Origin of the sequence: Enterobacter sp. MGH 16 (assembly GCF_000493175.1) — a bacterium.
Taxonomy (GTDB): domain Bacteria; phylum Pseudomonadota; class Gammaproteobacteria; order Enterobacterales; family Enterobacteriaceae; genus Enterobacter; species Enterobacter roggenkampii.
The window spans coordinates 2083543-2098119 of the sequence record NZ_KI535695.1 but is presented as its reverse complement, the minus strand read 5'-3'; the positions used below and the strand labels follow the sequence as shown (position 1 = coordinate 2098119).

Below are 14577 nucleotides of genomic sequence, written 5' to 3'. Positions count from 1 at the left end.
AGGGGAAGGGGACCTGCTCCCCGGGACGGAAGCAGGCCAAAAACTCAGTGGTGCTGCACCGCCACAATGTCGAGCAGGTGACGGTCGGTTTGCTCAGGACATAAACCTGCCTGCTGCGCGTTATGCAGCTCATCCGCCAGCGTCTTCAGCAGCAGGCCATCCTGCTGCTGCTCTTTATCCATATCGCGTAAGAATCTCAGCGTCGTAATGTCCTGCTGCGCTTTGGCTTCATCGGCCAGTTTGTTGAGGGTGCTGCAGCGTTGTTCATACTCTTCAAGCGTTTTCTGAAACAGTTCTTCCAGACAAGAGTAGCTCTCGTTTATCCCATCAAGGGCTTTAACGACAGGGTTTGCCCCTGCAGCTTTCAGGAAGTTAAAAACGCGCATCATATGGGTGACGTTACTTTGTGCCTGAGAGCGAAAGAAGGTGGCAGAGCCCGTGAGGCTATTCTCAGCGCACCAGGCACTTAAGTGAAGGTGCAGGTTGGAGGCGTAGAACTCAAGGTTCATCTGCGCGTTAAGTTTTTGCATCATCGTTTGGGTAGCCATACTCATATCCTTATTGACGGTGGGACGTGATGTCCGTTGCTTAACCTGAGCACCAGGCAAGTACGAAGAAAAAGAGCAGAAATACGCTTTCTGCAGTAAACGAAGTCGACCGAAATTCACTTCCTGTGTTCGATATAAATAAGCATACCCTTGTCTTTGGTCTAAGAAAACTCTTAAATTGGCTGTGTTTACCATACATTACAAACTTTAATATAGTACAGAAATACAATTAGCTCGCCATAGATCGGTGTTTAGATAATCCTCTGATAATCAACATTTTTTATCGAAGAGATATGCTGTTACTCTTTCGGGAATATTAAACCGGAATAATGCTCTGTAAAAAAATGAATCACGGATTAATTATTCCGTATATCAGGTGCATTAATAAAATTGCGCTAAATCAAATTCTGTGGAGTAAATAATTTTCAGTGCGTGTGGCATTTTTGATGAAAAACATACTGCACTTTTCTGACGTCCGGCGTTCTCGTGCCCGATCCGGGGCATCAGGGATATCTTAGCTAATCTTATGGATAATCCTGCTTACCCTCATTTCATTTGTCTGACAAATACTGCCTTTTTTATGTCATTTTTCGCTGAATTTATGTACGCAATTACTGTAATTCTGCGGTGTGATGGGGCTCTCTTATGGATGATTAATTTCCCGCTAAAACTATCACCAGCAATAACGCTTATAACGAGGTAAGCGCTAATGCCTTGTTTTAAGTCCGATTAAATAAGAAGCACGCACATATTCCCTACAGAAAAGAAAGCTAAAGCTGGAGTTTACCATGCACAAATTTACTAAAGCGCTGGCGGCCATCGGTCTGGCTGCCGTTATGTCACAATCCGCTATTGCTGAGAATTTAAAGCTCGGTTTTTTGGTAAAACAGCCCGAAGAGCCCTGGTTCCAGACGGAGTGGAAATTCGCCGATAAGGCCGGGAAAGATTTAGGTTTTGAAGTGATTAAAATCGCCGTGCCTGACGGTGAGAAAACCCTGAACGCCATCGACAGCCTGGCGGCCAGCGGTGCGAAAGGTTTCGTTATCTGTACGCCGGATCCAAAGCTGGGCTCGGCCATCGCGGCAAAAGCCCGCGGTTACGACATGAAGGTCATTGCCGTTGACGATCAGTTCGTGAACGCCAAAGGCAAGCCGATGGACAGCGTCCCGCTGGTCATGATGGCCGCGACAAAAATCGGCGAACGTCAGGGCCAGGAACTCTATAAAGAGATGCAAAAACGCGGCTGGGACGTCAAAGAGACCGCAGTGATGGCTATTACAGCGGATGAGCTGGACACGGCGCGTCGTCGTACAACCGGGTCAATGGACGCGCTGAAGGCGGCCGGCTTCCCGGAAAAACAAATCTACAAAGTCCCCACCAAATCTAACGATATCCCGGGCGCTTTCGACGCCGCCAACTCCATGCTGGTTCAGCATCCGGAGGTCAAACACTGGCTGGTGGTCGGCATGAACGACAACACCGTGCTGGGCGGCGTGCGCGCGACGGAAGGTCAGGGCTTCAAGGCACCTGACGTGATCGGGATTGGCATCAACGGCGTTGACGCCGTCAGCGAGCTGTCCAAAGCGCAGGCCACCGGCTTCTACGGCTCACTGCTGCCAAGCCCGGACGTTCACGGCTATAAATCCAGCGAGATGCTATACAACTGGGTCACCAAAGGAGCTGAACCGCCGAAATTTACCGAAGTGACCGACGTGGTGCTCATCACCCGCGACAACTTCAAAGAGGAGCTGGCGAAAAAAGGACTGGGCGGGAAGTAATACGCGGTGATTGTGCCCCTCATCCTGCGTGAGGGGCCTGACGTACACACTACAGGAATCACGGAGACGTTATGCGACAGTCTGATCCGTATCTCTCTTTTCGCGGCATCGGGAAAACCTTCCCCGGTGTGAACGCGCTGACCGATATCAGCTTCGACTGCTATGCCGGCCAGGTTCACGCCCTGATGGGGGAAAACGGTGCGGGAAAATCCACGCTGTTGAAAATCCTCAGCGGCAACTACTCGCCAACAACCGGCACGCTGGCGATCCGCGGCGAAGAGGTCTCTTTTGCCGATACCACGGCGGCGCTCAATGCCGGGGTGGCCATTATCTATCAGGAGCTGCACCTCATCCCTGAGATGACCGTGGCGGAAAACATCTATTTAGGACAGCTCCCGCACAAAGGCGGCGTGGTGAATCGTTCGCTACTTAATTATGAAGCGGGGCTGCAGCTAAAACACCTGGGGCTGGACGTCGATCCCCAGACGCCGCTGAAATATCTCTCCATCGGCCAGTGGCAGATGGTTGAAATTGCCAAGGCGCTGGCGCGTAACGCCAGAATAATTGCCTTCGATGAACCCACCAGTTCGCTCTCTAAGCGGGAAATCGAAAATCTGTTCCGCGTGATCCGCGAATTGCGTCAGGAAGGCCGGACGATTTTGTACGTTTCGCACCGCATGGAAGAGATATTTGCTCTCAGCGATGCCATCACCGTGTTTAAAGATGGACGCTATGTGCGCACCTTTACCGACATGGCGCAGGTGAACCATGACCAGCTTGTTCAGGCGATGGTCGGACGCGATCTGGGTGATATCTATCACTGGCAGCCTCGCCAGTACGGCCCTGAGCGTCTGCGCCTCGATAGCGTAAAAGCGCCTGGCGTCAGAACGCCGATTTCGTTATCCGTACGCAGCGGTGAAATCGTCGGCCTGTTTGGTCTGGTAGGCGCGGGGCGTAGCGAATTGATGAAAGGGCTGTTCGGCGGTACCCGTATTACCGATGGGCAGGTCTCCATTGACGGCGAGCGGGTAGACATTCAGAAACCGGCCCACGCGATCGGGGCGGGAATGATGCTCTGTCCGGAAGACCGGAAAGCAGAGGGCATTATTCCGGTGCACTCGGTACGCGACAACATCAATATTTCCGCCCGCCGTAAGTTTATTCGCGCAGGTTGCCTGATAAACGATAGCTGGGAGTCGAGTAATGCCGACCACCATATTCGTTCACTGAATATCAAAACGCCGGGTCCGGAACAGCTGATCATGAATCTGTCAGGCGGAAACCAGCAGAAGGCCATTCTGGGCCGCTGGCTGTCGGAGGACATGAAGGTCATCTTACTGGATGAGCCGACGCGCGGTATCGACGTGGGGGCAAAACACGAGATTTATAACGTGATCTATGAGCTGGCAAAACGCGGCGTGGCGGTGCTTTTCGCCTCCAGCGATCTGCCGGAGGTGCTTGGCGTGGCCGACCGCATTGTGGTGATGCGTGAAGGCGAAATTGCCGGCGAATTACTTCATGAACAGGCGAATGAACAACAGGCGTTGAACCTCGCCATGCCTAAAGTTAGCCAGGCCGTCGCCTGAGTAAGGAGTTAATGATGTCCTCTGTTACTACATCCGGAGTGCCGAAGTCGAAGTCGGCGTTGAGCGTTGGGCGTATCTGGGATCAGTACGGCATGCTGGTGGTGTTTGCCGCACTGTTCGTCGCCTGCGCGATCTTTGTCCCCAACTTTGCCACCTTCATTAATATGAAGGGGCTGGGTCTCGCCATCTCCATGTCCGGGATGGTGGCCTGCGGGATGCTGTTCTGTCTGGCCTCCGGCGATTTTGACCTGTCGGTGGCGTCGGTGATTGCCTGTGCAGGCGTTACGACGGCCGTGGTGATCAACATGACGGAGAGCCTGTGGATTGGCGTTTTTGCCGGTCTGTTACTCGGCGTCATCAGCGGCCTGGTGAACGGTTTTGTTATCGCGCGCCTGAAGATTAACGCCCTGATCACGACGCTTGCGACAATGCAAATTGTCCGCGGGCTGGCCTATATCATCTCCGACGGTAAAGCGGTGGGGATTGAAGACGAGCGCTTCTTTACGCTGGGTTACGCCAACTGGCTGGGTCTGCCTGCGCCTATCTGGCTGACCGTGGCCTGCCTGATCCTGTTCGGCTTCCTGCTTAACCGGACCACCTTTGGCCGTAATACGCTGGCGATTGGCGGTAACGAAGAGGCCGCCCGTCTGGCCGGGGTACCGGTGGTGCGCACCAAGATTATTATCTTTGTGCTCTCGGGGCTGGTTTCTGCCGCGGCGGGGATTATTCTGGCGTCGCGTATGACCAGCGGCCAGCCAATGACCTCTATCGGTTATGAGCTGATCGTTATTTCGGCCTGCGTGTTAGGGGGCGTTTCCCTCAAGGGAGGCATCGGAAAAATCTCATATGTGGTGGCCGGTATCCTGATTTTGGGCACGGTAGAGAACGCCATGAACCTGCTGAATATTTCGCCGTTCTCGCAGTACGTGGTGCGTGGTCTGATCCTGCTGGCAGCGGTGATATTCGACCGTTACAAGCAAAAAGCGAAGCGTACCGTGTAACCGTTTTGCACTTCTTTTATTGCTCAACTTATAACCATAGTTGACCCCTTCACCGCCCCGCCAGTAAAACTGGCGGGGCGGTTGTCAAATGGCGAGCGACGTCACACTGTCTATACTTACATGGCTATGAAAGAGGTAAAGGCGTTTACCTCTCGTCAACCGTAAGGAGGAAAAGGGTGGCTGACTTGTTAACCGCACCGCCTGTACTGCCCGGACATTATGCTTTCTTTTTTGATCTCGACGGCACGCTCGCCGGGATAAAACCGCACCCCGATCAGGTGTCTATTCCGGAGGCGGTGTTACAGGATTTGCATCAGCTCTCGCTCATGAATGAGGGAGCACTGGCATTGATATCAGGGCGCTCAATGGCCGAGCTGGATCTGCTCGCCAGTCCATACCACTTTCCGCTGGCCGGTGTACACGGAGCGGAGCGCCGCGACATCCATGATCAAACGCATATCGTTTCACTCCCCGACGCACTCACGCAAACGCTCCAGAAGCGGCTCTCTGCTGCGCTGGCCGACCTGCCTGGCACCGAGCTGGAAGCCAAAGGCATGGCCTTTGCCCTGCATTATCGCCAGGCACCGCAGCACGAAGATGCCGTGCTCGCGCTTGCTCAGACGGTTGCGGATGCGCATCCACAGCTGGCGCTGCAGCCGGGCAAATGCGTGGTGGAGTTAAAGCCGAAGGGGATTAATAAAGGCGCAGCCATCACCGCATTTATGGCGGAGGCACCTTTTAAGGGCCGGACGCCTGTTTTCTTTGGGGATGACCTGACCGACGAGGCCGGGTTCCGTGTGGTTAATCAGGCCGGAGGGATCGCCGTTAAGGTAGGGCCTGGTGACACTGTCGCCGAATGGCGGCTGGCGGATGTCGCCAGCGTCTGGCAGTGGGTATCTGATATCGCTAACCAGCAACAACAACAAATAGCGCAAAACAAAGGGGGAAACCATTATGGGTCGCTTAGTCGTCGTCTCTAACCGAATCGCACCGCCTGATGATAAAAAAGCCAGTGCGGGTGGCCTGGCGGTAGGGGTGTTAGGTGCCTTGAAAGCCGCTGGCGGGCTGTGGTTTGGCTGGAGCGGAGAAATCAGTGAAGAAGAGAAACCGCTCAAAAAAGTGACGCGCGGGAATATCACGTGGGCGTCGTTTGCACTGAAAGAGAAAGACTACGACGAGTATTACTCGCAGTTCTCGAATGCCGTCCTGTGGCCGGCGTTTCACTATCGTCTTGACCTGGTCAAATTCCAGCGTGAATCCTTCGAAGGCTACGCGCGCGTGAATGCGCTGCTGGCGGATAAACTGCTGCCATTGATAGAGGAAGACGATATTTTATGGATCCACGATTATCACCTGCTGCCGTTCGCCAGAGAGCTGCGAAAGAGGGGAGTGAATAACAGGATTGGCTTCTTCCTGCACATCCCGTTCCCGACGCCGGAAATTTTTACCGCGCTGCCGCCGCATGAAGAGCTGCTGGAAGCGCTGTGTGACTACGATTTGCTGGGCTTCCAGACGGAAAATGACCGCCTGGCATTCCTGGACTCCGTGTCAGGGAAAGCGCGTCTGGTGACCAAAGGCGGGAAAACCCATACGGCGTGGGGAAAAACGTTCCACACCGAAGTGTATCCAATAGGGATTGAACCTGACGAAATCGCGGAGCAGGCCTCCGGCCCGCTGCCGCCGAAGCTGGCGCAGCTTAAGAATGAACTCAAGCACGTGAAAAATATCTTCTCGGTCGAGCGTCTTGATTATTCTAAAGGGCTGCCGGAACGCTTCCTGGCATATGAAACGCTGCTGGATAAATATCCGGAGCACCACGGTAAAATTCGCTATACCCAGATAGCGCCGACGTCGCGCGGTGAGGTTCAGGCCTATCAGGACATTCGCCATCAGCTGGAGACAGAAGCCGGGCGCATTAATGGCCGCTACGGGCAGCTGGGCTGGACGCCGCTGTTTTATCTGAATCAGCACTTCGACCGCAAGATCCTGATGAAGGTCTTCCGCTATGCGGACGTTGGCCTGGTGACGCCGCTGCGCGACGGGATGAACCTGGTCGCGAAAGAGTATGTGGCAGCGCAGGACCCCGCCGATCCGGGTGTGCTGGTGCTATCCCAGTTTGCCGGGGCCGCGAATGAGCTTACCTCGGCGCTGATTGTGAACCCTTACGATCGCGATGACGTGGCGAATGCCCTTAACCGCGCGCTGACCATGCCGCTCACGGAACGTATTTCCCGCCATGCTGAAATGATGGAGACGATCCGGAAGAACGATATTAACCACTGGCAGGCGCGTTTTATTCAGGATCTCCGCGATATCGCCCCACAAAGCCATGAAGGCGATTTACAAAAAAAGATCGCAACTTTCCCTAAACTTGCCTGATATTTCCCTGGGGGGTTAACGCCCCCCAAGCGGCACTAATAACACGTCAACCTGACTTGATGCGACAATGGATTTCGCCGCGCAGGCCGCGCGCGATAAAAAGCTGTGGTTATGATTCCCGCATATCACTAAATCAATATTCTGTTTACGACACATGTCGAGAATATGGGCATTAAGTTCTCCTGTCGCAATTACAGTTTCATAGACAGGATAGTGTGCCTTTTCGACCAGCTCGCGCAGAAATTGCTGCGTTTCCTCCTGAAGTACCTCACGAATATCCTCCAGCATGGGGGCAGCCAGCTGATTATACATCTCGGGTTCGGCCGCAAGCGTGATGAGGCTGATGCGGGCATTGTGAGGTCTGGCAATGGAAACTGCCCGGGCGACGAGTTGATGGCTTTCTGGGGAAACGGCAACAGAAACAAGTAGATGGGAGTAACTCATGGCGCACTCCTTGGGTGTCTGACTGACAGCGTTTGATCACCTTTACCGCGATTTTCCGGGTTCTGCAAGGGCTGATTACGACATTAGTGTGAAGCTTATCATAATTATTCATTAATTATTCTTATAAGAAGAATAACTGAAAAATGCGCCTAAATGAAAAAAATTAACAACTTAACGTAAATCACACAATTTTATGCCTTGACTGTTGAATCGTTTTGATGCGTTACAAAATCATTTCGAATGATCACGCTCTGAAACATCTTTTTTGGGCTGCCTGCATAACTCTATGTTTTTTCACAGTAAGAAAAATGTTTCCCGGAGGGGTGAATGATGTAAATGTTTCCGCGCGACGCCCACCCGAGGAAAAGCACGTTGCATGCCAGTTCTGATCCCCCTTCTGCATGAGTATTCGTCAATTAAGAATACAAAACAGTGTCGATTGGTTAATAATTGAACAAATTACAAGTCATACTGATGGATTTATGGGTCATATTCACTTAAATTGTGTGACGTAGATCACATTTTTTTTAAATTTGAGGATGGCTGGATTGTATGTGTCAAAACTGACGAGTAGAGTTTGCGTCGAATTAGGAAAAATCTTAGTTATTTGTAAGAAATGATAAAACATGTAAGAGACGCATTCGCGTTTCCTCTCTTACGCGTTTCGATGAATACAAACCTAAATTCAACTATGCATTTAGCCTTTTCTTTTTTATACCGGGTGATTTCCCGGCGACATCACGGGGTGCGGTCTTTCCGCATAAAAATAATAGTTGGTTATTCGGGATGGGAACAATGCATACATCCGAGTTGCTAAAACATATCTATGACATCAATTTGTCGTATTTACTGCTCGCGCAGCGTTTGATTAGTCAGGACAAGGCGTCCGCGATGTTTCGTCTGGGTATTAACGAAGAGATGGCAACCATGCTGGGTGGTTTAACCCTCCCGCAGATGGTTAAACTGGCTGAAACGAATCAACTGGTTTGCCAGTTCCGTTTCGATGACTCTCAGACTATAACGCGTCTGACGCAGGAGTCCCGTGTAGACGATCTTCAACAGATCCATACCGGTATTCTTCTCTCTACTCGCTTGCTTAACGAAATCAGCCAGCCTGATGACGTAGCCCGTAAGAAAAGGGCCTAGCAATGAGCGAGAAAAGCATTGTTCAGGAAGCGCGTGACATACAGTTGGCCATGGAGCTGATTACACTGGGTGCTCGTTTACAAATGCTGGAAAGCGAGACGCAGTTGAGCCGTGGTCGTCTCATCAAACTGTACAAAGAGTTACGTGGTAGTCCCCCGCCGAAAGGCATGCTGCCGTTTTCTACCGACTGGTTTATGACGTGGGAGCAGAATATTCACGCTTCCATGTTCTGTAATGCCTGGCAGTATCTTCTCAAAACCGGTTTGTGTAGCGGCGTTGACGCCGTGATCAAAGCCTACAAACTTTACCTTGAACAATGCCCACAGCAGGAAGAAGGTCCTCTGCTGGCGCTGACCCGCGCATGGACGCTGGTGCGTTTTGTTGAGAGCGGAATGCTTGAGCTGTCGCGCTGCAACTGCTGCAACGGCAATTTCATTACCCATGCTCACCAACCTGCAGGCAGCTTCGCCTGTAGTTTATGTCAGCCTCCTTCCCGTGCAGTAAAAAGACGTAAACTTTCCCGGGATGCTGCCGATATTATTCCACAACTGCTGGATGAACAGATCGAACAAGCTGTTTAACCCGAACGAGTGGGAAAGATTCCAGCAGCGGTAAGCGATTACCGCTGCTTTTTTTTACCCCGCGAACGGTCAACGCTGCGAGCTGGACGTCCTTGCCATAGTCACTAGCGGAAGGATGATGTCGTGCTTATCTTATTAGGTTACCTGGTAGTTCTCGGTACAGTTTTCGGCGGTTACATGATGACCGGCGGGCACCTTGGAGCACTCTATCAACCGGCTGAACTTATTATCATCGGCGGCGCAGGGGTAGGGGCTTTTATCGTTGGCAACAACGGTAAATCGATCAAGGGCACGCTGAAGGCAATTCCGTTGCTGTTCCGTCGCTCAAAATACACCAAAAGCATGTATATGGATCTGCTGGCACTGCTCTATCGCCTGATGGCGAAGTCGCGTCAGCAGGGCATGTTCTCGCTTGAGCGGGATATTGAAAACCCGAAAGAGAGCGAAATTTTTGCCAGCTATCCGCGCATTCTTGCTGATGCCATGATGCTGGATTTCATCGTCGACTATCTGCGACTGATCATCAGCGGCAACATGAATACCTTCGAAATCGAAGCGCTGATGGATGAAGAGATTGAAACCCATGAAAGCGAATCGGAAGTGCCGGCTAACAGCCTGGCGCTGGTCGGCGACTCGCTTCCGGCATTCGGTATCGTTGCTGCGGTCATGGGGGTGGTTCACGCCCTGGCCTCGGCAGACCGTCCGGCAGCCGAGCTCGGCGCGCTGATTGCCCATGCGATGGTGGGTACCTTCCTCGGTATTTTGCTGGCGTATGGCTTTATCTCTCCGCTGGCCAGCGTGCTGCGCCAGAAGAGCGCGGAAACCACCAAAATGATGCAGTGCGTGAAGATCACGCTGCTCTCTAACCTCAACGGTTATGCGCCACCGATCGCGGTTGAGTTTGGCCGTAAAACGCTTTACTCCAGCGAGCGTCCGTCGTTTATCGAGCTTGAAGAACACGTGCGTGCGGTGAAAAACCCAAACCAACAGACGACAACTGAGGACGCATGAAAAACCAGTCCCATCCGATCGTCATCGTAAAAAAACGCAAGCACAAGGGCGGTGGGCATGGCGCCCACGGCTCGTGGAAAATCGCGTACGCCGATTTTATGACCGCAATGATGGCGTTCTTTCTGGTGATGTGGCTGATCTCCATCTCCAGCCCAAAAGAACTGATCCAGATTGCCGAATATTTCCGCACGCCGCTGGCAACGGCGGTGGCCGGCGGGCCGCGTATCTCTAACAGCGAAAGCCCGATCCCGGGCGGCGGCGATGATTACACCCAGCAGAAGGGTGAGGTGAAAAAAGAGCCGAACATCGACGAGCTGAAACGAAAGATGGAACAGGCGCGCCTGAAAAAACTGCGTGGCGATCTCGATCAGCTGATTGAAGCGGATCCGAAGCTGCGCGCGCTGCGACCGCATTTGAAGATTGACCTGGTGCAGGAAGGGCTGCGTATCCAGATTATCGACAGCCAGAACCGCCCGATGTTTAAAACCGGGAGTGCGGAAGTCGAACCGTACATGCGCGATATTCTGCGTGCCATTGCACCGGTGCTGAACGGCATTCCTAACCGAATCAGCCTGTCAGGCCACACGGATGATTTCCCGTACGCCAGTGGGGAGAAGGGATACAGCAACTGGGAACTTTCTGCCGACCGTGCCAACGCCTCGCGCCGCGAGCTGGTGGCAGGTGGGCTTGATGATGGCAAGGTACTGCGCGTAGTCGGCATGGCCGCAACCATGCGCGTTTCCGACCGCGGGCCGGATGATGCCATCAACCGTCGTATCAGTCTTTTAGTGCTGAACCAGCAGGCGGAGCAGGCCATCCTGCATGAAAACGCCGAAAGTCAGAATGAGTCACTGGACGATTTAAAACAGCCTGGGGCCGTTCCTTCGGCTGCCGTTCCAACATCGCCACCAGCCAATCCGAGGTGATAGCGTGAGCATGGATATTAGCGATTTTTACCAGACATTCTTTGATGAAGCCGACGAATTGTTGGCCGATATGGAGCAACACTTGCTCGATTTGGTGCCCGAAGCACCGGATTCCGAGCAGCTCAATGCCATCTTCCGTGCGGCGCATTCCATTAAAGGCGGAGCCGGAACGTTTGGATTTACCATCCTGCAGGAAACGACCCATTTAATGGAAAACCTGCTTGATGAAGCACGACGCGGTGAGATGCAGCTCAATACCGACATTATCAACCTGTTTTTGGAAACCAAAGATATTATGCAGGAACAGCTCGACGCCTATAAAAGTTCGGCAGAGCCTGACGCCGCCAGCTTTGAATACATCTGCAATGCGCTGCGCCAGCTCGCGCTGGAAGCCAAAGGTGAGGTTGCCGCAGCCGTGGTTCCTGCCGCAAAACTGAGCGTTGTGGATACGGTTGCCGCGCAGGCGTCTGCCCCTGCCGACGCACCGGCGGGCAAACTGCGCGTGGTGCTGTCTCGCCTTAAAGAGAATGAAGTTAACCTGCTGGAAGAAGAGCTGGGTAACCTGGCGAAATTAAGCAACGTGGTTAAAGGCAAAGACAGCCTGGCCGCGACGCTTGATGACGGTATTGGCCAGGACGATATCGTGGCGGTGCTGTGCTTTGTGATTGAAGCCGATCAAATCGCCTTCGAAACCGAAACGGTCGCGGTTGATGCCCCTGCGGCTGTGGAAGAGGCGGCTGTTGTCGCTCAGGCTGCCGCACCGGCTGTGGCGCCTGCGGCTCCGGCGCTCAAGGCGGTGCCAAAAGAGGCTGCTGCACCGGGCCGTGGTGAAAAACCTGCCGCGCGCTCCAGCGAGTCGACCAGCATCCGCGTTGCCGTTGAGAAGGTTGATCAGCTGATTAACCTGGTGGGCGAACTGGTGATCACCCAGTCGATGCTGGCGCAACGTTCAAACGAACTCGACCCGGTCACCCACGGGGATTTGATTACCAGCATGGGCCAGCTGCAGCGTAACGCCCGCGATCTGCAGGAATCGGTCATGTCCATCCGTATGATGCCGATGGAATATGTCTTCAGCCGCTTCCCGCGTCTGGTTCGCGATCTCGCCAGCAAGCTGAATAAACAGATTGAACTGACCCTGATGGGCAGCTCAACCGAACTGGATAAAAGCCTGATCGAGCGCATCATTGACCCGTTAACGCACCTGGTGCGTAACAGCCTCGACCACGGTATTGAACTGCCGGAAAACCGCATTGCCGCAGGGAAATCCCCGGTCGGGAATCTGATCCTGTCTGCGGAACATCAGGGCGGAAACATCTGCATTGAAGTGACCGATGACGGCGCAGGTCTGAACCGCGAGCGCATCCTGGCAAAAGCGATTTCGCAGGGAATGGCGGTCAATGAAAACATGACCGACGAAGAAGTGGGCATGCTGATCTTCGCACCGGGCTTCTCTACCGCAGAGCAGGTGACCGACGTCTCCGGGCGCGGCGTGGGCATGGACGTGGTGAAACGTAACATCCAGGAGATGGGCGGCCACGTTGAGATTCAGTCCAAACAGGGTTCCGGCACGACCATTCGCATCCTGCTGCCGCTGACGCTGGCGATCCTCGACGGCATGTCCGTCAAAGTGGCGGACGAAGTCTTTATCCTCCCGCTGAACGCCGTAATGGAATCCTTGCAGCCGCGTGAGGAAGATCTGCATCCGCTGGCGGGCGGCGAGCGCGTCCTCGAAGTGCGCGGTGAGTACCTGCCGCTGGTGGAACTGTGGAAAGTGTTCGAAGTGGACGGGGCGAAGACCGAGGCCACGCAGGGTATCGTGGTGATCCTGCAAAGCGCGGGCCGCCGCTATGCGCTGCTGGTCGATCAGCTGATCGGTCAGCACCAGGTGGTGGTGAAGAACCTCGAAAGCAACTACCGCAAAGTGCCGGGTATTTCTGCCGCCACCATTCTGGGTGATGGTAGCGTGGCGCTGATCGTCGACGTGTCGGCGCTTCAGGGATTAAATCGTGAACAACGTGTGGCGTACACAGCCGCCTGATTAAGTAGAAGGTAATAACATGACCGGTATGAGTAATGTAACGAAACTGGCGGGCGAGCCATCAGGACAGGAATTTCTGGTATTCACTTTAGGCGATGAAGAGTACGGCATCGATATCCTGAAAGTGCAGGAAATCCGTGGTTACGACCAGGTTACCCGCATCGCTAACACGCCTGCGTTTATTAAAGGTGTCACCAACCTGCGTGGCGTCATTGTGCCCATCGTGGATCTGCGCGTGAAGTTCAGCCAGGGCGACGTTGACTACAACGACAACACCGTGGTGATCGTCCTGAATCTGGGGCAGCGCGTGGTGGGGATCGTGGTGGATGGCGTGTCTGACGTGCTTTCCCTGACCTCTGATCAGATTCGTCCTGCGCCAGAGTTTGCGGTCACGCTGTCGACCGAATACCTGACCGGTCTGGGCGCGCTCGGCGAGCGTATGCTGATTCTGGTGAACATTGAGAAGCTGCTGAACAGCGATGAGATGGCGCTGCTGGATATCGCCGCGAGTCACGTAGCCTAAAACAAAGCCGGGTGGCGCTGACGCTTACCCGGCCTACGTGTTCGAGCCATTTGTAGGCCGGGTAAGGCGAAGCCGCCACCCGGCGTTTTTACATCCTGCTCCACCAGCTTAGCTTCCGTGGCCACCCATACGTTAATGCTCGGGGCCTTCTTCGCCGCTGGATATCGCGGCGAGTCGCGTGGCATAAAAACAAAGCCGGGTGGCGCTGACGCTTACCCGGCCTACGCGTTCGAGCCATTTGTAGGCCGGGTAAGGCGAAGCCGCCACCCGGCTTTTTTACATCCTGCTCCACCTGCTCAGCTTTCGTGGCCACCCATACGTTAATGCTCGGGGCCGTCTTCACTGCAGGATATCGCGGCGAGTCACGTGGCATAAAAACAAAGCCGGGTGGCGCTAACGCTTACCCGGCCTACGTGTTCGGGCCATTTGTAGGCCGGGTAAGGCGAAGCCGCCACCCGGCTTTTTTACATCCTGCTCCACCGGCTTAGCTTCCGTGGCTACCCATACGTTAATGCTCGGGGGCCGTCTTCACTGCAGGATATCGCGGCGAGTCGCGTAGCCTAAAACAAAGCCGGGTGGCGCTGACGCTTACCCGGCCTACGTGTTCGAGCCA

Annotated in this window: 13 protein-coding genes; 11 read left to right on the top strand and 2 right to left on the bottom strand. The window is 53.9% G+C overall.

Going from position 1 to position 14577, the window contains the following annotated elements:
- Positions 1 to 44: 44 nt before the first annotated feature.
- The gene (locus tag L362_RS12885) at positions 45 to 548 is read right to left on the bottom strand and encodes a non-heme ferritin-like protein (protein WP_008500408.1); all 504 of its coding nucleotides are present in this window, start codon (positions 546 to 548) and stop codon (positions 45 to 47) included.
- 788 nt (positions 549 to 1336) lie between these two features.
- Here L362_RS12885 and araF point away from each other — a divergent pair.
- From araF to otsA, 5 genes are all read left to right on the top strand, one after another.
- Complete coding sequence (gene araF, locus L362_RS12890) at positions 1337 to 2326, top strand: arabinose ABC transporter substrate-binding protein AraF (RefSeq protein WP_008500409.1); 990 nt, start codon at positions 1337 to 1339, stop codon at positions 2324 to 2326.
- A 71-nt stretch (positions 2327 to 2397) separates the two neighbouring features.
- Positions 2398 to 3912: an L-arabinose ABC transporter ATP-binding protein AraG gene (gene araG / locus L362_RS12895; protein ID WP_008500410.1), complete on the top strand. Its 1515-nt coding sequence runs from the start codon at positions 2398 to 2400 to the stop codon at positions 3910 to 3912.
- 11 nt (positions 3913 to 3923) lie between these two features.
- Positions 3924 to 4913, top strand: coding sequence for an L-arabinose ABC transporter permease AraH (gene araH, locus L362_RS12900; protein ID WP_171843394.1), 990 nt, complete (start codon positions 3924 to 3926; stop codon positions 4911 to 4913).
- Between the two features lie 176 nt (positions 4914 to 5089).
- Positions 5090 to 5893, top strand: coding sequence for a trehalose-phosphatase (gene otsB / locus L362_RS12905; RefSeq protein ID WP_023344441.1), 804 nt, complete (start codon positions 5090 to 5092; stop codon positions 5891 to 5893).
- Positions 5868 to 7292 carry an alpha,alpha-trehalose-phosphate synthase gene (otsA, locus tag L362_RS12910; protein ID WP_021240457.1) on the top strand — a complete coding sequence of 475 codons (1425 nt, stop codon included), beginning with the start codon at positions 5868 to 5870 and terminating at the stop codon, positions 7290 to 7292. The genes otsB and otsA overlap by 26 nt, the downstream gene beginning before the upstream one ends.
- A 15-nt stretch (positions 7293 to 7307) precedes the next feature.
- Here the strand turns inward: otsA and uspC are convergent, their stop codons facing one another.
- Complete coding sequence (uspC, locus tag L362_RS12915; RefSeq protein WP_008500414.1) at positions 7308 to 7736, bottom strand: universal stress protein UspC; 429 nt, start codon at positions 7734 to 7736, stop codon at positions 7308 to 7310.
- A 795-nt stretch (positions 7737 to 8531) separates the two neighbouring features.
- Between uspC and flhD the strand changes: the two genes are divergently transcribed.
- The 6 genes from flhD to cheW all read left to right on the top strand — a co-directional run bounded on the left by flhD (position 8532) and on the right by cheW (position 13964).
- Positions 8532 to 8882 carry a flagellar transcriptional regulator FlhD gene (gene flhD / locus L362_RS12920; RefSeq protein ID WP_008500415.1) on the top strand — a complete coding sequence of 117 codons (351 nt, stop codon included), beginning with the start codon at positions 8532 to 8534 and terminating at the stop codon, positions 8880 to 8882.
- Positions 8883 to 8884: 2 nt separating this feature from the next.
- Positions 8885 to 9463, top strand: a complete 579-nt coding sequence (gene flhC / locus L362_RS12925; protein WP_008500416.1) for a flagellar transcriptional regulator FlhC — start codon at positions 8885 to 8887, stop codon at positions 9461 to 9463.
- A 123-nt stretch (positions 9464 to 9586) separates the two neighbouring features.
- Positions 9587 to 10474 (top strand): flagellar motor stator protein MotA, encoded by an 888-nt coding sequence (gene motA, locus L362_RS12930; protein WP_008500417.1) that lies wholly within the window; start codon positions 9587 to 9589, stop codon positions 10472 to 10474.
- Positions 10471 to 11400, top strand: coding sequence for a flagellar motor protein MotB (motB, locus tag L362_RS12935; protein WP_008500418.1), 930 nt, complete (start codon positions 10471 to 10473; stop codon positions 11398 to 11400). Before motA ends, motB begins: the two co-directional genes overlap by 4 nt.
- Positions 11401 to 11404: 4 nt before the next feature.
- On the top strand, positions 11405 to 13441 hold the full coding sequence (cheA, locus tag L362_RS12940; protein ID WP_008500419.1) for a chemotaxis protein CheA: 2037 nt from the start codon (positions 11405 to 11407) through the stop codon (positions 13439 to 13441).
- A 19-nt stretch (positions 13442 to 13460) separates the two neighbouring features.
- Positions 13461 to 13964 (top strand): chemotaxis protein CheW, encoded by a 504-nt coding sequence (cheW, locus tag L362_RS12945; RefSeq protein WP_008500420.1) that lies wholly within the window; start codon positions 13461 to 13463, stop codon positions 13962 to 13964.
- Positions 13965 to 14577 lie beyond the last annotated feature (613 nt).

Bases quoted from the DNA above. Each gene is read 5' to 3' on its own strand.
- L362_RS12885 (WP_008500408.1), bottom strand. From the start codon at position 548: ATGGCTACCCAAACGATGATGCAAAAACTTAACGCGCAGATGAACCTT.
- araF (WP_008500409.1), top strand. From the start codon at position 1,337: ATGCACAAATTTACTAAAGCGCTGGCGGCCATCGGTCTGGCTGCCGTT.
- araG (WP_008500410.1), top strand. From the start codon at position 2,398: ATGCGACAGTCTGATCCGTATCTCTCTTTTCGCGGCATCGGGAAAACC.
- araH (WP_171843394.1), top strand. From the start codon at position 3,924: ATGATGTCCTCTGTTACTACATCCGGAGTGCCGAAGTCGAAGTCGGCG.
- otsA (WP_021240457.1), top strand. From the start codon at position 5,868: ATGGGTCGCTTAGTCGTCGTCTCTAACCGAATCGCACCGCCTGATGAT.
- uspC (WP_008500414.1), bottom strand. From the start codon at position 7,736: ATGAGTTACTCCCATCTACTTGTTTCTGTTGCCGTTTCCCCAGAAAGC.
- flhD (WP_008500415.1), top strand. From the start codon at position 8,532: ATGCATACATCCGAGTTGCTAAAACATATCTATGACATCAATTTGTCG.
- flhC (WP_008500416.1), top strand. From the start codon at position 8,885: ATGAGCGAGAAAAGCATTGTTCAGGAAGCGCGTGACATACAGTTGGCC.
- motB (WP_008500418.1), top strand. From the start codon at position 10,471: ATGAAAAACCAGTCCCATCCGATCGTCATCGTAAAAAAACGCAAGCAC.
- cheW (WP_008500420.1), top strand. From the start codon at position 13,461: ATGACCGGTATGAGTAATGTAACGAAACTGGCGGGCGAGCCATCAGGA.